This window comes from Ochrobactrum sp. RH2CCR150, assembly GCA_014138095.1.
Taxonomy (GTDB): Bacteria; Pseudomonadota; Alphaproteobacteria; order Rhizobiales; family Rhizobiaceae; genus Brucella; species Brucella gambitense.
This window is the reverse complement of sequence record JACGXE010000001.1, coordinates 321,606-344,738: the sequence shown is the minus strand read 5'-3', so window position 1 is coordinate 344,738 and position 23,133 is coordinate 321,606. Positions and strand designations below refer to the sequence as shown.

Sequence of the window (23,133 nt, the reverse complement as noted above, 5' to 3'; positions counted from 1 at the left end):
CGTTTGGCAAGGTCCTATGTCTGGCAGGAGGCACAGAAAAACGTCGAACGGCCTGCCTGTACTGCACGCTCCACCACGCCATTGCAGGCCGGGTTACGGCAAGGCTCCCCTTCCCGGCCATAGACCGAGAAGGAATGCTGGAAATAGCCAAGCGCTCCGTCAGCCTGAATGTAATCGCGCAGGCTCGATCCGCCCGCCGCAATGGCCTCGGCAATCACCGTACGGATATCGCTGGCTAGGCGTTCCATAAGCGCCGCATCACCCGCCACGGCGCCTGCTGCTCGCATGGGCGACAGGCCGGAACGCCACAGAGCCTCGCAGACATAGATATTGCCGAGACCGGCTATCAGCCGTTGATCGAGAAGCGCTGCCTTGAGCGGCGTCCGCCGCCCCTCAAACAACTCCGCCAGTATCGCCCCCGACAGAAGATTGCCAGTGGGCTCGATACCGAGGTTGCTCAAAAACGGATGCGTATCAAGCGCACCTTTTTCCGCAAACAGCATGAAGCCGAAACGGCGCGGATCATTATAGATGATGCGCGCGCCCGAACCACCGGGGCGCGACAGATGAAACACCACATGGTCATGGACGCTGTTCTTTGATCGCTCGTGATGGAACTGGCCGGGTGTGTCTGCACCATCATCGGCCTCGATGCGAAACGAACCGGACATGCCAAGGTGGCTGATGATGGAAAGACCGTCATCGAGATGAAGCGTCAGATATTTCGCACGGCGACCGAGCTCCTCAATCCGATGCCCCGTCAGACGCTGGACAAAACGCTCCGGGAAGGGAAAACGCAGATCGGGCCTGTTCTGATCGACCTTGTTGATGGTTGCGCCTTCCATGAAGGGCTGTAAGCCGCGACGAACGGTTTCTACCTCTGGCAATTCTGGCATTGAAAGCAAATCCTGAAGGGGCCGGTCTGGCCTTTCCCCTTATATGTTGGGTTTTGCCCTTATTGCCAAGGGGGAGACGTGAAAGACGGTGTCAGCACCCGCTGCAGGGGATGCTGTTGGTATAGCGTGGGGAGAGGTAATAGGTCTCGCTCATGGGAATGCTGGTCGAGATCCACGAGTTAAGCGGCTTATAATCAAGCTGCACATCGACCTTGATAAAATAGGCGTCGGTCGCGATAAGCGCCGCAGGAAGGTCCCCTTTGCTCCCAGCCACAGCGGCGAAGTTGGTAACATTCGCGCGTGACCAGTCCACCGTCACAGTATAGGTGCTCGACGACTGTGCCTTGGTGACTTTCAGCGCCGTTATTCTGATTTTCGGGTTCGTCCGGCGATAAGGCAGCAGCGATGTGTTGCCGATGGCGAACATATCGTCGATATCGGCAGCCGAAACCGATATCTGGCGCGTGACCAGATCGGCAAGGCTGCTTGCCGATCGCGAAACCTTCTTGTTGACGTCGAGACCATCCGCAAGATCGGTGGAACCCAGATAAATCAGGAGCAAGACAGGAGCGATCAGCGCGAACTCAACTGCACTGACCCCGCGCCTGTCACGCAGAAATTGTCTCAACAACCGGAATGATGCTGTTCGCATGGCGATATGGGTCCAGTCCGGGCCGCAACCCGATATTCGTCGTCAATTGGGAAACGGCTCGTTCTGCCATGTCAGCGTGGAAAACAACGGCATGGTGCCGCGTTTCGCATCAGCACTGTCGGTCAGATAGAGAATGTTGGTCAGAACCGGCCAGCGATAGAGCACATTGAGCTGGTTGATGGTCGAGGTGCCGTTGGTGCCGCTGATGCCGGTGCGCGTAAGATCGCCATCGGCGGACAGAATGCCAGTGGTCGGTACCGTGGAAAAGCCGGAATAGGTGCCAAGATTGAACGTCAGGCCCTCGCAGCCGGTCTTCACCATGAACTGGATCTGATCGCACAACATGGTCTGGATCTTGGTCTGCGTAAGATCGCTTCCCCTGACCTGTCCGGTCTGGATCTGGCGCGCGACGTTTTGCGTCGCGTTCCACAACACCTGTCGGGCCGTGAAATTCATGCCTGTTTCGATGGTCGAAAAGACGATGATGAGGAACGGAATGAAGAGAAGCGTGAACTCGATTGCGGTTGCGCCTTCACGCGCCAAACCAAACAGCCGCAAGCGTCGAAAGGCAGCGCATAGCCACGTTCGTTCTTCTCCACGCCTATCCTGACGGGAATCCTTGAATGTCATGCCCCACCCAAAACCTGCCGGTTTAAAACATGGCGCATGAATACATCAGGACAACCTGAAAGAGTATTAACGGCAAATGCGGGATTTTAGCGAGGTCTCTTATTTATCGTCGCCGATCTTGGTCGAAGCCTTTTCGCAATAAGGCGTGCAGGACAGTGTCTGAACCTCGGCCCGACGGTAGACGCGCGTTGTACCCCGACCATTGCTGGAGACGACGAGTTCCCGGTCGATGATCGGCTCACCCTGCTTGTCCATGACAACGATGTTGGTCACGCCAAAATCCTTGCCGGTCAATACGATGGTCTGGGAATCCTGAACAACCGCATCCGCGATGGCTGGATTGCCGATCACCACCGTGTCGGCGGGGCGGGCCAGACGAAGGATACGCGCCCGACTTGTTTCCAGCTTGATATATTCTTCCGCATGCGCGGTCTGAATTCCGGCTGAAGACAGTACTATCGCTGCCAGGACAAATGCCTTCCGCAACTTGTTCGAAGAGAAAAACCGACGCACCACTCTACGACCCCCGTAATATGCCTAGCAAATAATGAAGAGGATTGGTGAAAGAACCATTAAGTCACCGGCAGGATTGATGCGCCCTGGGTGTCAGAGATGTTAATTACAAAACAACGCTTCATTAACCCTGATTGTTAAGGGGCCTACAATGCCTGCCGATTATGCTTCAGCCATCCGAATTTGATAACGGCCATTCCAGGGGCAGCCGTTTTCGGAGAGGCGAAGGAGCGTGCAATGCCGACGTTGATGACGCGTTTTTTGAAGAACCGGGCCGGTTCCACAGCGATTGAATATGCGCTGATCGGCACGCTGGTTTCTATCGCAATCATCAGTGGCGTAGCGCTCATGGCCGGTAGTGTCGGCAAAAAATTCGACTCCGTTGCCACAAGCGTCCAGAACGCGACGAACGGTCAATAATCGGCAACGAGACTCTATCGGGGGGGCTTTGATGGTCATAGCGGCGCTGATGACGGCGATTTTCGTGGCGGCGATGGTCTCGGCCATGATCACCGATCTGCTGTCGATGACCATTCGCAACCGGGTTTCAATTGGCCTCGCCGCAGGTTTCCTCATTCTCGCACCGTTTTCCGGTCTTTCGCTTGCGGATTACGGCTGGCATGTGCTGGCTGGCGTGCTGATGCTCGGCATCACTTTCCTGCTTTTCTGCCTGCGGACAATGGGCGGCGGCGATGCAAAAATGATTGCCGCAACGACGCTGTGGTTCGGCTTCAATCCCGGCCTCGCGGACTATGTCCTCAAGTTCTCCATCCTTGGCGGCGTTCTCACGCTTCTCATCATTCTATACCGCCTGATGCCGCGCCCGGTCTATGCGGATCGCTATGTCTTTCTGGAACGCTTGTCGCGCAAGGATGTCGGGATTCCTTATGGGATTGCTTTGGGTGCCGCCGGTCTGTGGAGTTATCCGCTTTCGCCTGTTGGCCAGTCAATTCAGTCAATTTTGTTCGCTCCCGCATGATAACCGGCAATGAATTGCCCTGCGGAACTTATATTTCTTAATACGAATAAGATTATATTAACCATAATTACACGATTGCCGGTGCAATTTTGGAACACGTCGTTCGGACGTGGGGACTTGCACGGGGCACATCATGAAATCAGCTCGTCTGCTCATTCTGGGAGTAGCCGTTATCGCTGCTGGCGGTGCGGGCTATATCGCCATGAATCTGGCGGCTCCGCCGCCGGCACCCGTCGTGGTTGCGCCCGAGACCCCACAAATCCAGCTGGAAGAAGTGCTTGTCGCCACGGAAAATCTCGGCGTCGGTGCGGAACTGACCTCGCAGATGCGCTGGCAATCATGGCCGAAGGAAGCAATATCCGATGGCTACATAACCCGTACCAGTGAACCGGATGCCATCAGCCAGTTGAATGGTGCAACCGTCAGGCTGCAACTCTTTCCCGGCGAACCCATTCGCAAGGTGAAGCTGATCGGACCGGGACAAAGCTTCCTGTCATCGATCCTGCCGCCCGGCATGCGCGCGGTTGCAACCCAGATCAATGCCGAAAGCTCGGCTGGCGGCTTTATCCTGCCCAATGATTTTGTCGACGTCATCATGACGCGGCGCAAGCCGGACAATGCGGGCAGCACGTCCATTGCGCCTTTCACGACCGAAACCGTGCTGCAAAATGTGCGTGTACTCGCCATCGACCAGACGATTCAGGAAGACGAACAAGGCCGCAAGGTCATGGTCGGCCAGACAGCGACACTGGAACTGACGCCCAATCAGGCGGAAATCATCACCGTCGCCCAGCAGATGGCGGATCGGCTGACACTGGCGCTGCGATCCATGCACGACGCCGAAGACAAGGACATCAAGCAAGCCGACTATCTGGTTTCCTCGCCGACGCACAGCGGAACGGTCAAGGTCATCAAGTCCGGCAGCATTATAGAAGTAGGACCGCGCTCATGAGACAGGGAAAACGCGTGCGCCCGTATTGGACCAAATCCGCTCTCGTAGCCGCAAGCCTAGCGCTTGCAGCGCAGCCCTTCCTCGACGCGCCTGCCATGGCGGCTGGCGGCATCGTCAAGGTCGGCACGCAGGGCCGCGCCCAGCAGATCAGTCTCGGCCTCAACAAATCGATTATTCTGGATCTGCCGCAGGACGCCTATGACGTCCTCGTTTCCAATCCATCGGTCGCGGATGCTGTCACACGTACATCGCGTCGCATCTATCTGTTCGGCAAGCAGGTCGGACAGACAAATATCTTCGTCTTCGGGGCGAATGGCGAACAGATCGCTTCCATCGATATCGCAATCGAGCGCGATGTCAGCAGTCTCTCGGCACAATTGAAACGTCTCATTCCGGGCTCGGATATCCGGGTCGAACTGATCAACGACAACGTCGTTTTGACCGGTTCAGTACAGACACCGCAGGATTCGGCACAAGCCGCAAAGCTTGCAGGCCTTTTCGTGACCGGCGGTGAAGCAACGACCGGCCAATACACATCCACCGCTTCGGCTCCGACCGATGGTGGCGGCGTTGCAATCGACAATCCCGACAGAGGTCGTCGCGCCAGCGCTATCGTCAACATGCTGACCATTGTCGGTGAAGATCAGGTCACACTGAAAGTGACCGTTGCCGAAGTCAGCCGTAACGTCATGAAGCAGCTCGGCGTCAATATGACCGGCAGCGGGACCAGCAATGGCATCTCTTATGGCGGCATTTCAGAAAGCCTGCCCGGAGCCATTGGCGAGACCTTGTCAAATACGGGCTTTGGACTGGCGACCAGCAATTTCTCTGCCTATCTGCGCGCGATGGAAACAGCAGGCGTCATGAAGACGCTGGCTGAACCGACGCTGACTGCGATTTCCGGCGAAAAAGCTGCATTCAATGTGGGCGGCGAGTTTAACGTCATCAATAGCGTGACCTATGATGACGATGGCAAGCGCACCAACCAGCTGGCCAAGATCAATTATGGCATCGGACTGGAGTTCATGCCGGTGGTGCTCGGGCCGGGTCGCATCAGTCTGAAGATCAGAACATCAGTGTCAGAACCCACAACAGAAGGTTCAACGTCGACCACTCAGGCAGATGGCCTCGGCGCGAGCATTCTGTCGCTGCGCAAACGCGTGGCGGACACCACGGTGGAGCTGCCATCGGGCGGTTCGATGATGATCGGCGGCCTTATCCGCGATGAAGTGCGCCAGTCGGTTTCCGGCTTTCCGGGCCTCACCAAGATTCCCGTCCTCGGCGCACTGTTCCGCAGCAAGGACTTCATCCGCAACGAATCCGAGCTGGTCGTCATCGTGACGCCTTATCTCGCTCGCCCGGTGGCGCGGCAGGCGCTTGCGCGTCCTGACGACAATCTCAATCCGGCCAGCGATGGCGCAGGTTACATTCTCGGCAAGGTCAACCGCGTTTACGGAACGATGGAGACCAAGCTGCCGCCCGGCCGTTACAACGGTGTTGTCGGGTATATCTACAAATGAGCGGGGAAACGGGTATGACAATTCGGGGCAACAGAGTTCCCATCACGCCAGCTTTGCTGGTCCTGTCGGTCGCTCTTCTGGCCGGTTGCGCCAACCGGCAGCATGTGACCGTCGGCGCATTGCCAGACGATTACCGCACCAATCATCCCATTACGATTGCCGAGCGCGAGCAGGTGACGGACATTCCGGTCGGCAGCGCCGATAGCCGGCTAAACACCATGCAGCGCGGCATCATCGAGAGCGCGGTCGCCAACTACCGCTACAAGGGTTCGGGCATGGTCTATGTGCTTGTTCCTGCTGGAGCGCCCAATCAGGCCGCGGCCTATCGGTTAAGCACAGAAGTCGCGACCGCGTTGCGCAAAGGTGGCGTAAAGCAGACCAACATCGCCATTGAAAACTATCCGGTTTCATCGCCGGATGCCGCAGCGCCGATCCGCATCAGCTATTATGCGATGACGGCGGGTACGACGCCTTGCGGACGCTGGCCGGACGATATCGCGACCACGCCTGAAAACAAGCATTACGCCAATTTCGGTTGCGCATCGCAGAACAATCTCGCAGCTCAGGTCGCAAATCCTGCCGATCTTCTGGGACCGCGCGCCTCCTCGCCAATCGATTCCGATCGCACAGTACAACGCCTCAATGGCACTCAGGGCTACACGAAGATGTCGCCTGCGCGGACGGATAATTGGAAGGAATCCCGCAGCGAACAGGCAAACTATTAAGAGGGCGCCATGACAGATATCGCCTTCGAACAGGAAAACGGCAACGACATTGCCGAACATCGCGCGCCGATCATGCTGGAGAATGTGCGGCCGATTCCGCGCATCTCCATCCAGGCCTTTTGTGAAAATGAAAGCGTCGCCATTCCCATCGAGCGCGCCGGCAACGACCGGCGCATGGCCAAGACCCATCTGAAAGTCTCGCCGGGCGGCATCGAGGCCGCAATCGACTTTTATCAGACGGCTTCAACGCCCAATCTGATTATCGTCGAATCGTCGTCGGAACCGAATGTTCTGCTCGATGAACTCCAGCGCCTGTCGGAAGTCTGTGACCCGGGTTCCAAGGTGCTTGTCGTCGGGCATTCCAACGAGGTCTGGCTCTATCGCGAATTGCTGCGCCGCGGCGTTTCGGAATATATTGTGGCGCCGGTTTCGCTGGCCGATGTGCTCGCCATCGTCTCGTCGATCTTTCTCGATCCGGGTGCCGAGCCGCTTGGACGCTCCATCGCCTTTATCGGCGCGAAGGGCGGTGTCGGCGCGTCGACCATCGCCCATAATGTCGCCTGGTCGATCTCGCATCTGTTCCGGCACGATGTGGTTCTCGCCGATATGGATCTGCCGTTCGGCACGGCCAACATCAATTTCGATCAGGACCCGACGCTCGGCATCGCCGACGCCGTGTTTTCTCCTGAACGCGTTGACGAGGTCTATCTCGACCGCCTGCTGGTGCAATATGGCGAACATCTCTCGATTCTTGCCGCGCCCTCCAGTCTGGAGCGCACCTTCGACTTTCAGGAGGATGCGTTCTCTGAAATCATCGATGTTGCCCAGCGCACCTCGCCGCTGATCGTTCTCGATCTGGCGCATGGCTGGAACGGCTGGACCCGCACCACATTGATGCGGGCGGATGAAGTGGTGATCGTGGCTGCGCCAGATCTCGCCAATCTGCGCAATACAAAGAACCTGCTCGATACGCTGGCACAACTGCGACCCAACGATCTGAAGCCGCATCTGGTGCTCAATCAGGTCGGGGTTCCGAAACGCCCGGAAATCGCGCTGTTGGATTTTTCCGAACCGCTCGGCATCGATCCGATTGCGGCTATCGAATTTGAACCGCAGCTTTTCGGGAATGCCGCCAATACCGGGCGCATGATCGCCGAAACCAGTCCTGAAAGCCCGGTTTCTGCAACGATTACACATATCGCGCATGTGCTGACGGGACGGGCGGATGTCCAGCCGCGCAAGAAGAATGGCATCTCCGGTCTTTTGGGCAAATTCGCGCGCAAGACGAAGTAACGGCGGAAAATCATGTTCGGCAAAAGAGGCAACGAATCAGGAAGCAAACAGGACAGCAGCGTTGCGAAAGCAATTGCGCCTCAGCCTGTACAGCGCACGGAGCCCGTTCAGCCGTCCCGCATGCAGGCCGCTGTTCCAAACACACCTGCCAGACCATCTACACCGCCAAGCAGCGGGCGCGAAAAGAACGAAGGCTATTACGACACCAAGGCGCAGGTCTTTTCGGCGCTGATTGATACAATCGACCTGTCGCAGCTTTCGCGCATGGCGCCAGATACGGCGCGCGAAGAAATCCGCGATATCGTCAATGATATCATTGCGATCAAGAATTTCGTCATGTCCATTGCCGAGCAGGAAGAACTGCTCGACGACATTTGCAACGACGTTCTGGGTTATGGCCCGCTGGAGCCTTTGCTCGCCCGCGACGACATTGCCGATATCATGGTCAACGGCTCGCGCCGTACCTATATCGAAGTCGACGGTATGGTGCAGGAAACGGGGATTCGTTTTCGCGACAACCAGCAGCTTCTCAATATCTGCCAGCGCATCGTCAGTCAGGTCGGCAGACGCGTCGACGAATCGAGCCCGATCTGCGATGCGCGCCTGCCGGACGGTTCGCGCGTCAACGTCATCGCGTCGCCGCTGTCGCTCGATGGCCCGACACTGACCATTCGTAAATTCCGCAAGGACAAGCTGACGCTCGACCAGCTGGTACGCTTCGGCGCGATCTCCAATGCCGGTGCGGAATTGTTGCAGATCATCAGCCGCGTGCGCTGCAATGTCATCATTTCCGGCGGTACGGGTTCCGGCAAAACCACGCTGTTGAACTGCCTTACCCGCTATATCGACACGCACGAACGCATCATCACCTGCGAAGATTCCGCCGAACTGCAATTGCAGCAGCCGCATGTCGTGCGCCTTGAAACCCGCCCGCCCAATCTGGAAGGGGAAGGCGAAGTGACCATGCGCGATCTGGTCAAGAACTGCCTGCGTATGCGGCCTGAACGAATCATCGTCGGCGAAGTGCGCGGACCGGAAGTGTTCGACTTGTTGCAGGCCATGAATACCGGACATGACGGTTCGATGGGCACAATCCACTCCAACAGCCCGCGTGAATGCCTGAGCCGCATGGAAGCCATGATCGCCATGGGCGGTTATACGCTGCCGCAGAAGACTGTGCGCGAAATTCTGGTCAACTCTATCGATATCATCATTCAGGCGGCGCGCCTGCGCGATGGTTCGCGCCGCATCACCCATGTAACGGAAGTTGTGGGACTGGAAGGCGACGTCATCATCACCCAGGATCTGATGCTTTACGACATCAAGGGCGAGGATGCGTCCGGCCGTATTCTCGGCACGCACAGCTCAACCGGTATTGGTCGTCCGGCTTTCTGGGACCGGGCCCGCTACTATAATGAAGACAGCCGCCTCGCCTCCGTCCTCGACAGTATGGAGAGCATCGACTGATGACCGCCTCACCCGTCAGTATTCTGATTTTCATTCTTCTGGCGGTGGTCGCCTGTGCCGCGCTCGCTTATGTGTTGTTTTACGACCGGCTGGCCAGCAAGGATCCTGCCTCGCGACGACTGGAAACCGTGCGCAACTATGCCGAACGCAGCGTCACCCGCAGCGAACGCGACAAAAACAACGATATTCAGAAGCGCCGCAAGCTGTTGCAGGACAATATCAAGGATCTTGAAGCACGGCAGAAACAGCGCGAAAAGAATCAGAAATACCCACCGCTGCGCATCATGCTGACGCAGGCGGGACTGAGCATTACGCTGCGCCAGTTCTATATCTATTCAGGCGTAACGGCGTTTGTCGGAATCCTGATCGGCTTTATCTTCGGCCTTCCGCTTCTGCTCCTGCCCGGCATTGCGATTGCCTGTTTCTTCGGCCTGCCCCGCTGGTTCGTACTGCAGAAGCGCAAGCGTCGCTTGAAGAAGTTTCTTGAAGAATTTCCAAACGCACTTGATGTCATTGTCCGCGCGACGCGGGCCGGTCTACCGCTCAATGACGGGCTGCGCCTCATTGCCAGCGAAGCGCTGGAACCGGTCAAGGCTGAGTTCAAGAAGGTCGTCGAAGCCCAGCAGATGGGTCTGTCGATACCGGAAGCTGTTGGCAAAATGCCCGACAGCATGCCGTGCCCTGAAACCAATTTCTTCGCCATCGTGATCCAGATTCAATCTCAGGCTGGCGGCAATCTTTCGGAAGCGCTGAACAATCTGTCCAAAGTGCTGCGTGACCGCAAGAAGATGAAGGCGAAGGTCAACGCGCTTTCCATGGAAGCGAAGGCCTCCGCAGCCATTATCGGCGCGTTACCGCTTATCGTCATGGTGCTCGTCTATCTGACCAGCCCACAATATATGACGCTGCTTTTCACCTCATCGACCGGCCATATGCTACTCGGCATCGCCGCCGTTCTGATGGCCACCGGCATCTTCATCATGAAGAACATGATCAATTTCGATATGTGAGGCGCAGACCATGTTTTCTCACCTCACTGAAAAACTGACCGACCCGCAGTTCCTGATCGCCATGCTGATCACCATTGCGGTTTTCGCGGCCCTCGTCACGGTTCTGATGCCGATACTGAGCACCAGCATACTGAAATCGCGTATGAAGTCGGTTGCCACTGAACGCGAGGCGATCCGGTCTCGCGAACGCGCCCGGCTGGCATCGGAAAGCGACCGGCGCAACAGCCTGCGGCATCAGCAAAAGCAGGGTATTCGCGACTTTGTTGAAAGGCTCGATCTGAAAAAGGCGCTGGCAGACGACAAGACAATCGCCGCGCTTAGAACCGCCGGTTTTCGTGGGCAAAACCCGCTCAACATCTTCCTGTTCATGCGCTTTGTGCTGCCTTTCGGCGCAATGACGCTGGCTGCCTTTTACATCTTCGTGCTCGGCAATATGCCGGACCACTCTTTCCTTGTCAGGCTTCTGGTCTGCATTATCGCCGGTTATGCCGGGTTCTATGCGCCGAACCTCTACGTTTCCAACAAGGCTGCCAAACGCAAGCAGTCTATCCGCCGCGCCTGGCCTGATGCGCTGGACCTGATGCTGATCTGCGTGGAATCCGGCATGTCCGTCGAAGCAGCCTTTCGCAAGGTGGCCGACGAAATCGGCATCCAATCGGTGGAACTGGCCGAGGAACTGATGCTCACCAATGCGGAACTGTCATTTCTGCCTGAACGGCGTCAGGCTTATGACAATCTGGCCATCCGCACCGGCGTCGATCAGGTGAAATCGGTTTCGCAGGCGCTCATTCAGGCAGAGCGCTACGGCACGCCGGTGTCGCAGGCGCTTCGCACACTTTCTCAGGAAAGCCGTGATCTGCGTATGCTGGAGGCGGAAAAGAAAGCGGCAGCCCTGCCGCCGAAACTCACCGTGCCGATGATCGTGTTTTTCCTGCCGGTGCTGTTCATCGTCATTCTCGGCCCGGCCTTCATCCAGATTTCCGCACAGGGCGGACTGTTCGGCGGACACTGATCCGCCGACCAAGAAAGGCTGGCGCGAAGAATGCGGTTCTCGTATCAGCCCTTGGGCTTATCCTTGAGCATGTTCCAGGAATTCTGCTGCGCCAGCATGGAGCGCAGATAATCCGTGTTGGCTTTGGCCTGCTGCGGCGAAAGCTCCTGTGCGGCAATCGTTTCAGCTTCCTGAAAGCGACCCTGCAGACCAACCGACAGCGCCAGATTCTGACGCACGCGGCTGTCCGCTCCGGGTAGAACAGACGCCTGACGGAAATAGTTTTCCGCCGTCTTGGAATCACCGGCCAGAAGATAGGACATGCCCATATTGGAAAGGATCGATGGCTCGCCCGGCTTGATCTGCAGCGCCTTTTGATACATGGCGCGGGCCTGATCGCGGTTGCCCATCTGGTCGAGAATAGCGCCTTCGGCGGATACGAGTTTCCAGTCCGGATAGGCCGGATCCTGTGCGCGGCGGATCGCATCGAGCGCGGTGTCAAACTGACCGGCACCGGCAAGCGCCTTGCCATAGGCGGCGAGAACCTGCTGATCCTTCGGATAGCTGATGACCAGCGCGCGCATGACGGCGAGAGCCTGATCGTTGCGCCCCAGACGGGTCAAGGCGCTGGCATAATTGAGCGCGGTGCCACGGTCCTTGGGATTGCGCTCATATTGCGCGCCGAGACGGCCCGCCATTGCGGCAAGCTGCGTGTCGTTCATGTGATCGAAAGTGGCGGCGGTTTCGACCCGTCTCACCGAACCTGTCGTGGTGCGGTCCACCGTATTGCAGCCGGTGAGGACGAGCGCTGAAAGGACAGAAGCCACGCCAAGGCGGAAACCAGCGCCGCCCATTAACCCCAAGTTGAGCATCCCGCCTCCATATGCGGCCGGACATTGCACACCGAATGCCCCAGCCCCTCAAGCCCGATTTCTCCTTCATCAATAATCCGTTAACCCTAATGATTGGTTAACAAGCCCTGAATGTGCCTGTTTCCAAACGGGGCGAAGCGTTCTATCTGTTTTCAAAGCTGCCTTGATGAGCCCAAACTGCCTTGATGAGAAAGAGTGCCATGTCTGTCGAAATCATTGCCCAAAAGTCGGAACAAAGCCGTCCAATCTGGTTTACGAAAAAGGGACAGCTGGAAGAGAACACGCTTCCGGCCCACGCTGTCGCCTGGGCCAAAGCCCATGATTTCGACGGTGAAGCGGGCAAGGTTCTGGTTCTGCCGGGACCGGACGGCGCCATCTCCGGCGCTCTGTTCGGCATTGGTGACGGCATCAAGGGCGGCCAGTCGCAGCTGCTTGCCGGTAAGCTCGCGCGCAGCCTGCCGGGAGGTGACTGGCATTTCGAAAACGCTGGCGACGATGCCGGGCTGGCGGCGCTCGCCTTCCTGATGGGCGGCTATAATTTTACGCGCTACCGCAAGGCGAATGGCAAAACAATCCGCCTCGCTTTACCGGATGGCGTCGATGAAGCCGAGACGAAGCGCATCGCGGCTGCGGTGACGCTCACGCGCGATCTGATCAACACGCCGACCAATGACATGGGCCCCGACGCGCTGGAAAACGCCGCACGCGCACTGGCAACCGAGCATAAAGCGGAAATCAGCGTCACGCAGGGAAGCACGCTTCTCGAACGAAACTTCCCGATGATTCACGCCGTCGGGCGTGCCGGAGCGATTGCACCACGTCTGATCGACATGACGTGGGGCAAGGAAAGTCATCCGAAAGTCACGCTGGTTGGCAAGGGTGTCTGCTTCGATACGGGCGGTCTCGACATCAAGCCCGCAAGCGGCATGCTGCTCATGAAAAAGGATATGGGCGGTGCGGCCAACGTGCTCGGCCTTGCCTCCATCATCATGGACGCAAAGCTGCCGGTGCGGCTGCGCGTACTGATCCCGGCGGTCGAGAATTCGATTGCCGGCAATGCCTTCCGCCCGGGCGACGTGCTGCAAAGCCGCAAGGGATTGACCGTCGAAATCGGCAATACGGACGCCGAGGGCAGACTGGTGCTGGCCGATGCTCTGGCATTGGCCGACGAGGAAGAGCCGGAACTGCTGATCGACATGGCGACCCTGACTGGTGCTGCGCGTGTGGCGCTTGGCCCGGACCTGCCGCCATTTTTCACGCATGATGACACCTTGGCCGAAGCCATCGCCGTCAAGGCCGAGGAAACTGCCGATCCGCTCTGGCGCTTGCCGCTCTGGCAGCCCTATGCGCAGAAACTGTCGTCACGCATTGCTGACATAAACAATGTCACCACGGACGGTTTTGCCGGAGCGGTGACGGCGGCATTGTTCCTCAGCCGTTTTGTCGAAAAGGCAAAGGCGCACGTGCATTTCGATATTTTCGGCTGGGTGCCGGTGGAAAAGCCAGCTTCGCCGGTCGGCGGTGAAGCGCAGGCCATCCGTGCGCTCTACCTGCTGCTCAAGGAAAAATACGGGAAATAATAAGTCCGCGGGTTATCACCACAGTTGCAAATTCGTCAGGCCGTGGCGAAAAGAGTGATTTTCGAGTACCGGAGCGGAGCTTACTTCAACGTACGTGAGCACCGGAACGCAGACAAATTGCTCTTTGCAGTCCGGCATCACGAAGAATGCAACTGTCGTGATCAATCGAAAACTTCGCCGGGATACACACCCCACAGGTCGGACTGTCTGATCCAGCCGCGCACGCCGCTGACATCCATACGGCACCACTGGCCAGTGCACTGGCGCACAGTGCCGACGACACCCGGCTCGATATCGGCGGCGACAGCCGCCGTATCGTTGGCATCGCGGCGCATGGTGATCATCTTGCTCTTGTCGTTCTTCAACCAAGGCGCGGTGATCGCGGTGCGCTTGCCGGACAGAAGCGACTGGTAGACCCAGCCTTCCGTGCCGTCAGCGTCGCGGATGCGCCGCCAATTGTCATATTCCTGAATGATCTCGACCGGCAGCCCCGACTTCATGAACAGCCACGACACCGGATAGTCGCGCCCCGGGCCGATGCGCAGATTAACGCGTGCCGGCTTGAGGCTGACGAAGCGCGGCACAGGTAGACCGCTGGCGCCTGTCGCCGTGCCATTCGCGCCTTCGGTTTCGGCTGCGTTCGCACTGGTCGGCATCGCCACGAACAGGAGCGCCAGACAAGCCGCAAAGGCCATGAGAAGGCGCTTTACCGACATGCTCTCAGCCAAAAACCTTTGGGGAAGTACTCTATTCAACTGCGCCTCTCGCCGTCCTGTTCTTAACCCAAGACGACCATGCCTTCAGCGGAAGCGTAAAACAGCAGAGGCTGCCCGGCATCGTGACCGTCTTGTTTATCGGTCCTGTTTTTCTTTGTCTTTGCCCCGCCGCCTTGATAGAGATGAGCAGCCGAAGCAATATCCCATATTGCGCCTTCTTGGTTAAGGAGGTCTCAACATGAAGCTTCAGCATATAAGTTTGCCCGGAAACAGGCTCAAAAAACGGGGTGGAGATGTCGAACAAAAAGAAGCCGCTGGTCGTTCTTACGAGAAAACTGCCGGACCCGGTGGAAACCCGAATGCGGGAACTGTTCGATGCACGTCTCAACATAGACGATCACCGTATGAGCCAGCCGGAAATCATCGCCGCGCTAAAGGAAGCTGATGTTCTTGTGCCTTGCATCACGGATGTGATCGACGCTGCCGCCATCGAGCAAGCCGGACCCAATCTCAAGCTGATCGCCAATTTCGGCAATGGCGTCGACAATATCGATGTCGCAGCAGCCGCAAAGCGCGGCATCACCGTGACCAATACGCCCAATGTCCTGACCGAAGATACAGCCGATATGACGCTGGCGCTGCTGCTTTCGGCACCACGCCGCCTCGTTGAAGGCGCGAATGTGCTCAACGAGCGCGACGGCAAATGGCCGGGCTGGTCGCCGACATGGATGCTCGGACGGCGCATCTGGGGCAAGCGCCTCGGCATCGTCGGCATGGGGCGCATCGGAACCGCCGTTGCTCGCCGCGCCAAAGCTTTCGGCCTGTCGATCCATTATCACAATCGTAAGCGCGTCAGCCCGCAGGTTGAGGAAGAGCTGGAAGCGACCTATTGGGACAGCCTCGACCAGATGCTGGCCCGCATGGACATTATCTCGGTCAATTGCCCTTCAACGCCCGCAACATTTCACCTGCTATCAGCCCGTCGCATCGCGCTGATGCAGCCGACGGCCTATCTGGTCAATACGGCGCGCGGTCAGATCATCGATGAAAACGCCCTGATCGATCTGATTGAGCAAGGCCGGATCGCCGGTGCGGGACTGGACGTGTTCGAGAACGAACCAGCCGTCAATCCGCGCCTGCTGGCACTTGCGGAAAAGGGCAAGGTCGTGCTGCTGCCGCATATGGGCTCCGCCACGATTGAAGGCCGCATCGATATGGGCGACAAGGTCATCATCAATATCAAGGCCTTCGTCGACGGGCACCGGACGCCGGACAGGGTTCTTCCCAATCGGGTTTAAATTCGGCTGTTCGTTTTTCCATCGATGAATTTCAGGACCGTGTGAGCGTAAAGCCGGGGATTTTCCACCGGCACGCCATGGCCGGAATCAGGCAGGATAATCAGTTCGGCACCGGGAATCTGGCTGGCGATGAATTCCGTATGTTCCCGCGTGATGGCCGTATCGTGATCGCCGATCACAATGGCCGTACGCACGGCGATCTGTGACAGATCTTCATCGGTATAGTTCGGCTCATTCGCCCAAAGCGCGTGAATTTCCTTGTCGATGCTTTCGTAATGGCGAAGCTCAGGGATCGGGCGTCCCTCGGCCCGCGCCTCGATATAGCCGGTATTGCCCTCCGGCGTGACATTGGCAGCCTGCGCGAAAAGGCTCTTCAACCGCTCAGGGTATCGCATGGCGATATCCAGCCCGATAATACCGCCATCGCTCCAGCCAACCAGATCGACCTTGTCGATATGCAGGAAATCGAGCAGCGCCACATAGTCGTCAGCCATCAGGCCGTAAGTGAGCGGTTCGTCGGTGCGGGTCGAGCGTCCCTGCCCGCGACTGTCAGCAACGATTACCGTATGATGACGGGCCAGGATCGGCAATTGCGCGTCCCAGACGTGTTGGTCGGAGAGACCGCCCGGCACCAGCAGGATCGGCGGCCCCTTGCCGACGATCCGGTAATACATTTCGATACCGTTGACCTCGGCAAAGGCAGCAGGCGAAGCGGGAATGGTCACGCGCGCTATCCTTTCGGACGACACCGCTGAAGGGATGAGAACAGCAAGACCAAGCACCACGGCCACGAAGCCTGCACTCTGAAATATCCTGTTTCCCGTCATCGGCCCGACCTTTCATGGACCTGTTTAGAGCGCGTTTCGATCTGATTGAATCAGATCGGCGCTCTAATTCTTTGTTTTAACGCGCATCTTTTCCGAAAACCGTTTCACACTTTTCGGGATGCGCTCTAAAGCATTTACAGCGCAATCAGGGTCTGCGGATCAGCGTCGGCAGATCGTAAAGATAAGCGATGCGCTTGATCGCATCCTGCAACGGTTCCAGCGTCACCGTCATGGTGTGGCCGCTGGCATGGATCAGCATGTCGGGCGAAGCACAGATCGCGACATGCCCCTTCCAGAACACAAGATCACCGCGCTGGAGATTGGAATAATCCGCATTCGGCTCCAGAACCGTGCCCAGTGCATTCTGCTGCATGTCGGAATCACGCAGAACCTTGCGGCCAGCCACCCACATGGAAAGCTGCACGAGACCGGAGCAATCGATGCCGAAGCCCGACGTGCCGCCCCACAGATACGGCGTGTGCAGCAGCGTTTCCGCCACTGCCACATAATCCGTGGCGTGTTGCCCGATAGGCGCAAGATGGCTTGCGATCATCGCCTCGCCGCTTTCCAGCACCGCATATTGGGTGCCGCGCGTTTCAGCCGAACCAACGATCCGCACGCGAGAGCCGAGCGACAGCGCCTGCGTATGCGGGAAGCGCAAATCCGATCCGGGATAGACAAAGGTTCGCGGCACGATGACCATATGCGTGGCCTCGCCCCGCGGTTTCTCGATGAATGAGGCCGAGACATAGCCCGTATAGCCGTCACGTTCGGCCTGCACCCAGCACCAGCCGTCCATTTCCTCGAAGACGCGCACCGTGTCGCCATAAATGATCTGTGTCTGGGGTCCGCTGTCGGGACGCGGTTCGCTGCGCAAATCCACGACCGGCGCGGTCACCTGCATCTCGGTTCCGGCTATAAAGCGGGCAGCGTCCACCTTGTCGGTCAGCCGCTCATCAGCGAGATCGGCGCGATAGGCATTGAGGCGGCGGTCGAGCGTGGTCACATTGAGACTCATTGGCGGACACTCATAAAGGTAACTCTCTGGCTTTGGCGATCACCAGATCGCCCAGTCGTTCAACATAAAGCGCACCGGCGACTGTCCTCTTAACTAGCACATTTCGCCGGTCTTTTTCATCACGATGACGGGATAGAAGGTCCAGCGCGCCCATCGTATCGAGGGCGCGGGTGATCACCGGCTTCGTGACATCCAGTTTTGCCGCAAGCCCGCGCACCGTATGCGGCGGCGGCTCCAGATAGATCGTCAGAAGAATAGCTGTCTGCCGCGTCGTAAGATCGGGCATCTCATCGCGCACCTGCCCCAGCGACAGGGTCTTCAACAATGTCAGCGCCTGTATCGGCTTCAACTCTACCGGCATCCGTTATCCTGCAAGCAAAGGATTGTTTCGGAACCGTTTTATTCAAGCCGTTTTTCATCATTCTGGCAAGAACTTTGTGGCAGCTAACAAAAAAGCGGCCGAAGCCGCTTTCTCAAAACCGTTTAAGGATCAATCCCTTACTGCGTCTTGCGACGAAGGCGGACGATAATATCGACATTGACGATTTCCATGCCTTCCGGCGCGTCCGGCATGTTGGCGACGGTTGGCTGACCACGCTCGCCATGCGGAATATCGAACACAACATTTTCCCCTTCGAGGAAGAAGTGCTGATGGTCCGAAATATTGGTGTCGAAATAGGTCTTGGAGCCTTCCACCGCGATGATGCGCAGCATTCCGGCTTCCGTGAACTGGTGCAATGTGTTGTAAACGGTGGCAAGAGACACCGGCACATCGGCCATGACCGCCTGTTCGTGGAGGTCTTCAGCGGACAGGTGGCGATCGCCTTGCGCAAAGATCATGCTCGCAAGCGCAACACGCTGGCGCGTCGGACGCAGGCCTGCATCGCGGAGCCGTTCTTCCATAGAGACCGTCGAGTGGGTATGTGTAGACTGCATATTCACCGTTGGTTCCGTTACAAGCTTGTAGCAAATTCGTCAAAGATTGAACGGGCTGTTGCCCATTGCATACTGACATTGATATATGCCGTTGCGAAATAAGTATCAATAGGCTTGGAGTTTGCCCGTTTTTTCGGGAAAATCCATTGCATATTTTTATGGTCGCTAAGGTTTTGTACGGGAACCAGTCTGTGATAGGGGTGTTCCGACTTGACGACCAGAAAGAGATAGAGCGGTTTGGGCGTTTGCGCTAAAACCGTTCCAAATGACAACCGGGCCGGATTGCTGGCCGATATCGAATAAACCTCAAGGGAGGCGAAATGGCAGAACAGAAATCAAGCTACGGGTATGAAGAACTCCTCAGCTGCGGGCGCGGCGAGATGTTCGGCCCCGGCAATGCCCAGCTTCCCCTGCCACCAATGCTGATGGTGCACCGCATCACCGATATTTCCGAAACCGGCGGCGAGTTCGGCAAGGGCTACATCCGCGCCGAATACGACGTGCGCCCCGATGACTGGTATTTCCCGTGCCATTTCCAGGGCAACCCGATCATGCCGGGCTGTCTCGGCCTCGACGGCATGTGGCAGCTGACCGGCTTCTTCCTTGGCTGGCTCGGTGAACCGGGTCGCGGCATGGCGCTTTCGACCGGCGAAGTGAAATTCAAGGGCATGGTGCGCCCGCACACCAAGCTTCTCGAATATGGCATCGACTTCAAGCGCGTCATGCGCGGACGTCTCGTGCTCGGCACCGCCGATGGCTGGCTCAAGGCCGATGGCGAAGTGATCTACAAGGCCACCGATCTGCGTGTCGGCCTTTCAAAGGACGGCGACGCTTAAACATCGCCTGAATTCACCATCATTCACGGGCGCGACGGCAAAAAAATGAACAGTTTTCATGCGGCCGCGCTCAAAACATGCGAAGATCGCACCTATGTAACGGCGACGAGGCAGTCCTGACCCAATCGACTGCCGCTCGACGAGCAAGGGTGTAAAGGAGAACGCGATGCGGCGTGTGGTCGTAACGGGTATGGGGATCGTATCCTCGATTGGCAACAACACCGAAGAGGTGACGGCCTCGCTGCGCGAAGCCAAATCCGGCATCTCGCGCGCGGAAGAATATGCCGAACTGGGTTTCCGCTGCCAGGTGCACGGCGCTCCGAAAATCGATGTCGAATCCCTCGTGGACCGTCGCGCCATGCGCTTCCACGGTCGCGGCACGGCCTGGAATCACATCGCCATGGATCAGGCGATCGCCGATGCAGGTCTTTCGGACGACGAAGTCTCCAACGACCGTACCGGCATCATCATGGGTTCGGGCGGTCCTTCGACCCGCACCATCGTTGATTCCGCTGACATCACCCGTGAAAAGGGCCCGAAGCGCGTTGGTCCATTTGCTGTGCCGAAAGCCATGAGCTCCACGGCATCTGCGACGCTGGCGACCTTCTTCAAGATCAAGGGCATCAATTATTCGATCTCGTCGGCCTGCGCGACATCCAACCATTGCATTGGCAATGCGTTCGAGATGATCCAGTATGGCAAGCAGGACCGCATGTTTGCGGGCGGCTGCGAAGATCTCGACTGGACGCTTTCGGTGCTGTTCGACGCCATGGGCGCGATGGCGACGAAATATAACGACACGCCTGCCACTGCATCGCGCGCCTATGACAAGAATCGCGACGGCTTCGTGATTGCAGGCGGCGCCGGTGTTCTGGTGCTGGAAGACCTCGAAACCGCGCTTGCGCGCGGCGCAAAGATCTACGGCGAAATCGTCGGCTATGGCGCAACTTCCGACGGCTACGACATGGTCGCACCGTCCGGTGAAGGCGCGATCCGCTGCATGAAGATGGCGCTTTCGACCGTCAAGACCAAGATCGACTACATCAACCCGCACGCGACCTCGACGCCTGCTGGCGATGCGCCGGAAATCGACGCTATCCGTCAGGTGTTCGGCTCGGGCGACGCCTGCCCGCCAATTGCCGCGACCAAGTCGCTGACCGGCCATTCGCTAGGCGCAACGGGCGTGCAGGAAGCGATCTATTCGCTTTTGATGATGCACAACAATTTCATTTGCGAAAGCGCGCATATCGAAGAATTGGACCCTGCCTTCGCGGACATGCCTATCGTCCGCAAGCGCATCGATAATGCTCAGCTCAATACCGTGCTCTCCAACTCCTTCGGGTTTGGCGGCACCAATGCGACGCTGGTTTTCCAGCGCTACCAGAGCTGAGGGAGAGGGGAATATGGAAGGTTTGATGCAAGGAAAACGCGGCCTCATCATGGGGGTCGCGAATAATCATTCTCTGGCATGGGGCATCTCGAAGCAACTCGCCGCACAGGGTGCAGAACTGGCTTTCACCTATCAGGGCGATGCGCTGGGCAAGCGCGTGAAGCCGCTGGCTGAGCAGGTCGGCTCTGACCTCGTCCTGCCTTGCGATGTTGAAGACATTGCAACGGTCGACGCGGTTTTTGCCGAGATCGAGAAGAAGTGGGGCAAGCTCGATTTCATCGTTCACGCCATCGGTTTTTCCGACAAGACCGAACTGAAGGGCCGTTACGCAGACGTCACCACGCGCGATAATTTCAGCCGGACCATGGTGATTTCCGCCTACTCCTTCACGGAAATGGCACAGCGCGCCGAAAAGCTCATGAAGGACGGCGGCTCGATCCTGACGCTGACCTATGGCGGCTCCACCCGTACCATCCCGAATTACAATGTCATGGGTGTTGCCAAGGCGGCTCTGGAAGCCATGGTTCGCTATCTGGCTGCCGATTACGGCCCGCAGGGCATCCGCGTCAACGCCATTTCGGCTGGCCCGGTGCGCACGCTGGCTGGTGCAGGCATCGGCGATGCACGCGCGATCTTCAGCTATCAGCGCCGCAATTCTCCGCTGCGCCGCACCGTCGATATCGACGATGTGGGTAAATCGGCTGTCTATCTGCTGTCCGACCTGTCGAGCGGCGTGACCGGCGAAGTCCATTATGTGGATTCAGGCTACAACATCGTTTCGATGCCGACACTGGAAGAGCTGAAAAGCTCTGACGCCGAACGCGGCGAATAGAGCATTTCCAGCAAAAGTGCGTAGCGGTTTTGCGTAGGATAATGCGTAAAAATAAATAGATAGAGCGGCTCCGCGTTTCCATATTAAACGGAACCGCTCTAAGTATTTCGGAATTAAAAAAGCCGCCCTTCGGGGCGGCTTTTTTGTTTCACTTCTTCGCATCGAAGATTTTGAACCCGTCTGCTTCTTCCAGTGTCGTCACCGACTTGAACAGCCCCTTGAGCGTCACCTCATAAGGCAGTTGCCGGTTGGCGACCATCAGCAGGCGTCCGCCGGGCTTCAGGCGCGACGCCGCCGCCGAGATGAAGCTCTGGCCAAGCGAAACATCGGTCACGCGCCCTTCGTGGAATGGCGGGTTCATGATGACCGTGTCGTAGATACCGGTCACCTTCTCACTGGTAATATCAAACCAGTTGAATGAAATTGGCACTGACGCGCCCAGACGCTCCAGATTGCCGCGCGCAGCCTCCAGCGCCTCGTAATCTGCCTCGAACAGATCGATGGACTTGAGACGGTCGGCATATTTCAGGCTCTGCGCGGCGAGATAGCCCCAGCCCGCGCCAAAATCCGCAACATTGCCGAACACGATCTTTTCCATATGCGGCACCAGCAGCGCCGAGCCCTTGTCGATGGCACCATGCGAGAACATGCCCGGTTCCGTGCGGAACACATCGTCGATTGCACTTTCGAGAGGGCGCAGAGCGGCGATGAAATCATCATCCAGATCGGCGGGACGCTGAAGCCAGAACGAGACGGCGTGGTTCTTGGACATGCGGTCGCTGATTTCTGCGATATTGCCCACCCATTTGCGGAAACTATCGACACCGAGCTTCTTCTCACCGCAGACGACAATCCACCCGCCGGGCTGAACACGCGCCAGAAGCTCGGAGAACCACGCCTCGTTGCGTCCACGGTGTTTTCCGAGCAGAAGTAGCCCGCCGTCAAAACGGCTCTCTGTGGTCAATCTCGGCTCTGCACGAAAGCCTTCCTTGCCGAGCGCCAGAAAATCGGGACGCCATGGCTGCAGGCAAGTCAGAACCTCTTTCCATTCCGGGTCGAGGAGCCGGTCGGCGGAAAGGCCGCAAGCGAGAAAGGATTGCCCCTCTTCGGGCATATCGAGAATGCCCTGCTCGAAGGGAAGGAAAAGTGTTTTCTGTGCCGGTGTCATCATGATCGTTCTTTACCCCGCAAGATCGCATC

Annotated in this window: 25 protein-coding genes; 14 read left to right on the top strand and 11 right to left on the bottom strand. The window is 57.7% G+C overall.

The window, feature by feature from the left end; genetic code table 11:
- Window positions 1-14 precede the first annotated feature (14 nt).
- From mutM to FHW03_RS01590, 4 genes are all read right to left on the bottom strand, one after another.
- Complete coding sequence (gene mutM / locus FHW03_RS01605) at window positions 15-896, bottom strand: bifunctional DNA-formamidopyrimidine glycosylase/DNA-(apurinic or apyrimidinic site) lyase (protein ID WP_182519060.1); 882 nt, start codon at window positions 894-896, stop codon at window positions 15-17.
- A gap of 91 nt (window positions 897-987) precedes the next feature.
- Window positions 988-1,548 (bottom strand): TadE/TadG family type IV pilus assembly protein, encoded by a 561-nt coding sequence (locus FHW03_RS01600; protein ID WP_182519059.1) that lies wholly within the window; start codon window positions 1,546-1,548, stop codon window positions 988-990.
- 42 nt (window positions 1,549-1,590) lie between these two features.
- Window positions 1,591-2,178 (bottom strand): TadE/TadG family type IV pilus assembly protein, encoded by a 588-nt coding sequence (locus FHW03_RS01595; RefSeq protein WP_182519058.1) that lies wholly within the window; start codon window positions 2,176-2,178, stop codon window positions 1,591-1,593.
- 99 nt (window positions 2,179-2,277) lie between these two features.
- Window positions 2,278-2,664, bottom strand: coding sequence for a pilus assembly protein N-terminal domain-containing protein (locus tag FHW03_RS01590; protein WP_182519411.1), 387 nt, complete (start codon window positions 2,662-2,664; stop codon window positions 2,278-2,280).
- Window positions 2,665-2,928: 264 nt separating this feature from the next.
- On the opposite strand from FHW03_RS01590, the gene FHW03_RS01585 reads away from it, so the two are divergent.
- The 9 genes from FHW03_RS01585 to FHW03_RS01545 all read left to right on the top strand — a co-directional run bounded on the left by FHW03_RS01585 (window position 2,929) and on the right by FHW03_RS01545 (window position 11,649).
- Entirely contained in the window at window positions 2,929-3,111 is a 183-nt protein-coding gene (locus FHW03_RS01585; protein ID WP_182519057.1) for a Flp family type IVb pilin, read from the top strand.
- 31 nt (window positions 3,112-3,142) lie between these two features.
- Window positions 3,143-3,670: a prepilin peptidase gene (locus tag FHW03_RS01580; protein WP_182519056.1), complete on the top strand. Its 528-nt coding sequence runs from the start codon at window positions 3,143-3,145 to the stop codon at window positions 3,668-3,670.
- A 133-nt stretch (window positions 3,671-3,803) separates the two neighbouring features.
- Window positions 3,804-4,622, top strand: a complete 819-nt coding sequence (cpaB, locus tag FHW03_RS01575) for a Flp pilus assembly protein CpaB (protein WP_182519055.1) — start codon at window positions 3,804-3,806, stop codon at window positions 4,620-4,622.
- Complete coding sequence (locus tag FHW03_RS01570) at window positions 4,619-6,142, top strand: type II and III secretion system protein family protein (RefSeq protein ID WP_182519054.1); 1,524 nt, start codon at window positions 4,619-4,621, stop codon at window positions 6,140-6,142. Before cpaB ends, FHW03_RS01570 begins: the two co-directional genes overlap by 4 nt.
- Before the next feature lie 14 nt (window positions 6,143-6,156).
- Window positions 6,157-6,867, top strand: coding sequence for a CpaD family pilus assembly protein (locus tag FHW03_RS01565; RefSeq protein WP_182519053.1), 711 nt, complete (start codon window positions 6,157-6,159; stop codon window positions 6,865-6,867).
- A 9-nt stretch (window positions 6,868-6,876) separates the two neighbouring features.
- A complete protein-coding gene (locus FHW03_RS01560) occupies window positions 6,877-8,160 on the top strand; it encodes a CpaE family protein (RefSeq protein WP_182519052.1) in 1,284 nt (427 codons plus the stop codon).
- Between the two features lie 12 nt (window positions 8,161-8,172).
- Window positions 8,173-9,627: a CpaF family protein gene (locus tag FHW03_RS01555; protein WP_182519051.1), complete on the top strand. Its 1,455-nt coding sequence runs from the start codon at window positions 8,173-8,175 to the stop codon at window positions 9,625-9,627.
- A complete protein-coding gene (locus FHW03_RS01550) occupies window positions 9,627-10,637 on the top strand; it encodes a type II secretion system F family protein (RefSeq protein WP_182519050.1) in 1,011 nt (336 codons plus the stop codon). The genes FHW03_RS01555 and FHW03_RS01550 overlap by 1 nt, the downstream gene beginning before the upstream one ends.
- 10 nt (window positions 10,638-10,647) lie before the next feature.
- Window positions 10,648-11,649, top strand: a complete 1,002-nt coding sequence (locus FHW03_RS01545; protein WP_182519049.1) for a type II secretion system F family protein — start codon at window positions 10,648-10,650, stop codon at window positions 11,647-11,649.
- 44 nt (window positions 11,650-11,693) lie between these two features.
- Here FHW03_RS01545 and FHW03_RS01540 read toward each other — a convergent pair whose 3' ends face one another.
- On the bottom strand, window positions 11,694-12,500 hold the full coding sequence (locus FHW03_RS01540; RefSeq protein WP_182519048.1) for a tetratricopeptide repeat protein: 807 nt from the start codon (window positions 12,498-12,500) through the stop codon (window positions 11,694-11,696).
- Between the two features lie 200 nt (window positions 12,501-12,700).
- Here FHW03_RS01540 and FHW03_RS01535 point away from each other — a divergent pair, with 200 nt between their 5' ends.
- Complete coding sequence (locus tag FHW03_RS01535) at window positions 12,701-14,080, top strand: leucyl aminopeptidase family protein (protein WP_182519047.1); 1,380 nt, start codon at window positions 12,701-12,703, stop codon at window positions 14,078-14,080.
- Between the two features lie 161 nt (window positions 14,081-14,241).
- Here FHW03_RS01535 and FHW03_RS01530 read toward each other — a convergent pair whose 3' ends face one another.
- Window positions 14,242-14,736, bottom strand: a complete 495-nt coding sequence (locus tag FHW03_RS01530; RefSeq protein ID WP_377514037.1) for an SH3 domain-containing protein — start codon at window positions 14,734-14,736, stop codon at window positions 14,242-14,244.
- A gap of 353 nt (window positions 14,737-15,089) precedes the next feature.
- Between FHW03_RS01530 and FHW03_RS01525 the strand changes: the two genes are divergently transcribed.
- Window positions 15,090-16,094: a D-glycerate dehydrogenase gene (locus tag FHW03_RS01525; RefSeq protein WP_078337743.1), complete on the top strand. Its 1,005-nt coding sequence runs from the start codon at window positions 15,090-15,092 to the stop codon at window positions 16,092-16,094.
- Here the strand turns inward: FHW03_RS01525 and FHW03_RS01520 are convergent.
- From FHW03_RS01520 to irrA, 4 genes are all read right to left on the bottom strand, one after another.
- Complete coding sequence (locus FHW03_RS01520; RefSeq protein ID WP_182519046.1) at window positions 16,091-16,921, bottom strand: alpha/beta fold hydrolase; 831 nt, start codon at window positions 16,919-16,921, stop codon at window positions 16,091-16,093. The two genes, FHW03_RS01525 and FHW03_RS01520, sit on opposite strands and share 4 nt — an antisense overlap.
- Window positions 16,922-17,066: 145 nt before the next feature.
- On the bottom strand, window positions 17,067-17,939 hold the full coding sequence (locus FHW03_RS01515) for an NlpC/P60 family protein (protein ID WP_182519045.1): 873 nt from the start codon (window positions 17,937-17,939) through the stop codon (window positions 17,067-17,069).
- A gap of 10 nt (window positions 17,940-17,949) precedes the next feature.
- The gene (locus FHW03_RS01510) at window positions 17,950-18,300 is read right to left on the bottom strand and encodes a MarR family winged helix-turn-helix transcriptional regulator (protein WP_182519044.1); all 351 of its coding nucleotides are present in this window, start codon (window positions 18,298-18,300) and stop codon (window positions 17,950-17,952) included.
- 137 nt (window positions 18,301-18,437) lie between these two features.
- On the bottom strand, window positions 18,438-18,875 hold the full coding sequence (gene irrA, locus FHW03_RS01505) for an iron response transcriptional regulator IrrA (RefSeq protein WP_138784028.1): 438 nt from the start codon (window positions 18,873-18,875) through the stop codon (window positions 18,438-18,440).
- Between the two features lie 320 nt (window positions 18,876-19,195).
- Here irrA and fabA point away from each other — a divergent pair, with 320 nt between their 5' ends.
- The 3 genes from fabA (at window position 19,196) to fabI (ending at window position 21,933) form a co-directional block, all read left to right on the top strand.
- Entirely contained in the window at window positions 19,196-19,711 is a 516-nt protein-coding gene (gene fabA, locus FHW03_RS01500) for a 3-hydroxyacyl-[acyl-carrier-protein] dehydratase FabA (protein WP_182519043.1), read from the top strand.
- A 166-nt stretch (window positions 19,712-19,877) separates the two neighbouring features.
- Entirely contained in the window at window positions 19,878-21,101 is a 1,224-nt protein-coding gene (gene fabB / locus FHW03_RS01495) for a beta-ketoacyl-ACP synthase I (RefSeq protein ID WP_182519042.1), read from the top strand.
- Between the two features lie 13 nt (window positions 21,102-21,114).
- Entirely contained in the window at window positions 21,115-21,933 is an 819-nt protein-coding gene (fabI, locus tag FHW03_RS01490; protein ID WP_078337735.1) for an enoyl-ACP reductase FabI, read from the top strand.
- Between the two features lie 148 nt (window positions 21,934-22,081).
- Here the strand turns inward: fabI and FHW03_RS01485 are convergent, their stop codons facing one another.
- Entirely contained in the window at window positions 22,082-23,104 is a 1,023-nt protein-coding gene (locus FHW03_RS01485) for a class I SAM-dependent methyltransferase (RefSeq protein ID WP_182519041.1), read from the bottom strand.
- Window positions 23,105-23,133 lie beyond the last annotated feature (29 nt).

Excerpts from the sequence above, each read along its gene's own strand:
- mutM (WP_182519060.1), bottom strand. The coding sequence starts at position 896 with ATGCCAGAATTGCCAGAGGTAGAAACCGTTCGTCGCGGCTTACAGCCC.
- FHW03_RS01600 (WP_182519059.1), bottom strand. The coding sequence starts at position 1,548 with ATGCGAACAGCATCATTCCGGTTGTTGAGACAATTTCTGCGTGACAGG.
- FHW03_RS01595 (WP_182519058.1), bottom strand. The coding sequence starts at position 2,178 with ATGACATTCAAGGATTCCCGTCAGGATAGGCGTGGAGAAGAACGAACG.
- FHW03_RS01585 (WP_182519057.1), top strand. The coding sequence starts at position 2,929 with ATGCCGACGTTGATGACGCGTTTTTTGAAGAACCGGGCCGGTTCCACA.
- FHW03_RS01580 (WP_182519056.1), top strand. The coding sequence starts at position 3,143 with ATGGTCATAGCGGCGCTGATGACGGCGATTTTCGTGGCGGCGATGGTC.
- cpaB (WP_182519055.1), top strand. The coding sequence starts at position 3,804 with ATGAAATCAGCTCGTCTGCTCATTCTGGGAGTAGCCGTTATCGCTGCT.
- FHW03_RS01570 (WP_182519054.1), top strand. The coding sequence starts at position 4,619 with ATGAGACAGGGAAAACGCGTGCGCCCGTATTGGACCAAATCCGCTCTC.
- FHW03_RS01565 (WP_182519053.1), top strand. The coding sequence starts at position 6,157 with ATGACAATTCGGGGCAACAGAGTTCCCATCACGCCAGCTTTGCTGGTC.
- FHW03_RS01560 (WP_182519052.1), top strand. The coding sequence starts at position 6,877 with ATGACAGATATCGCCTTCGAACAGGAAAACGGCAACGACATTGCCGAA.
- FHW03_RS01555 (WP_182519051.1), top strand. The coding sequence starts at position 8,173 with ATGTTCGGCAAAAGAGGCAACGAATCAGGAAGCAAACAGGACAGCAGC.
- FHW03_RS01550 (WP_182519050.1), top strand. The coding sequence starts at position 9,627 with ATGACCGCCTCACCCGTCAGTATTCTGATTTTCATTCTTCTGGCGGTG.
- FHW03_RS01545 (WP_182519049.1), top strand. The coding sequence starts at position 10,648 with ATGTTTTCTCACCTCACTGAAAAACTGACCGACCCGCAGTTCCTGATC.
- FHW03_RS01540 (WP_182519048.1), bottom strand. The coding sequence starts at position 12,500 with ATGCTCAACTTGGGGTTAATGGGCGGCGCTGGTTTCCGCCTTGGCGTG.
- FHW03_RS01535 (WP_182519047.1), top strand. The coding sequence starts at position 12,701 with ATGTCTGTCGAAATCATTGCCCAAAAGTCGGAACAAAGCCGTCCAATC.
- FHW03_RS01530 (WP_377514037.1), bottom strand. The coding sequence starts at position 14,736 with ATGCCGACCAGTGCGAACGCAGCCGAAACCGAAGGCGCGAATGGCACG.
- FHW03_RS01525 (WP_078337743.1), top strand. The coding sequence starts at position 15,090 with ATGTCGAACAAAAAGAAGCCGCTGGTCGTTCTTACGAGAAAACTGCCG.
- FHW03_RS01520 (WP_182519046.1), bottom strand. The coding sequence starts at position 16,921 with ATGACGGGAAACAGGATATTTCAGAGTGCAGGCTTCGTGGCCGTGGTG.
- FHW03_RS01515 (WP_182519045.1), bottom strand. The coding sequence starts at position 17,939 with ATGAGTCTCAATGTGACCACGCTCGACCGCCGCCTCAATGCCTATCGC.
- FHW03_RS01510 (WP_182519044.1), bottom strand. The coding sequence starts at position 18,300 with ATGCCGGTAGAGTTGAAGCCGATACAGGCGCTGACATTGTTGAAGACC.
- irrA (WP_138784028.1), bottom strand. The coding sequence starts at position 18,875 with ATGCAGTCTACACATACCCACTCGACGGTCTCTATGGAAGAACGGCTC.
- fabA (WP_182519043.1), top strand. The coding sequence starts at position 19,196 with ATGGCAGAACAGAAATCAAGCTACGGGTATGAAGAACTCCTCAGCTGC.
- fabB (WP_182519042.1), top strand. The coding sequence starts at position 19,878 with ATGCGGCGTGTGGTCGTAACGGGTATGGGGATCGTATCCTCGATTGGC.
- fabI (WP_078337735.1), top strand. The coding sequence starts at position 21,115 with ATGGAAGGTTTGATGCAAGGAAAACGCGGCCTCATCATGGGGGTCGCG.
- FHW03_RS01485 (WP_182519041.1), bottom strand. The coding sequence starts at position 23,104 with ATGATGACACCGGCACAGAAAACACTTTTCCTTCCCTTCGAGCAGGGC.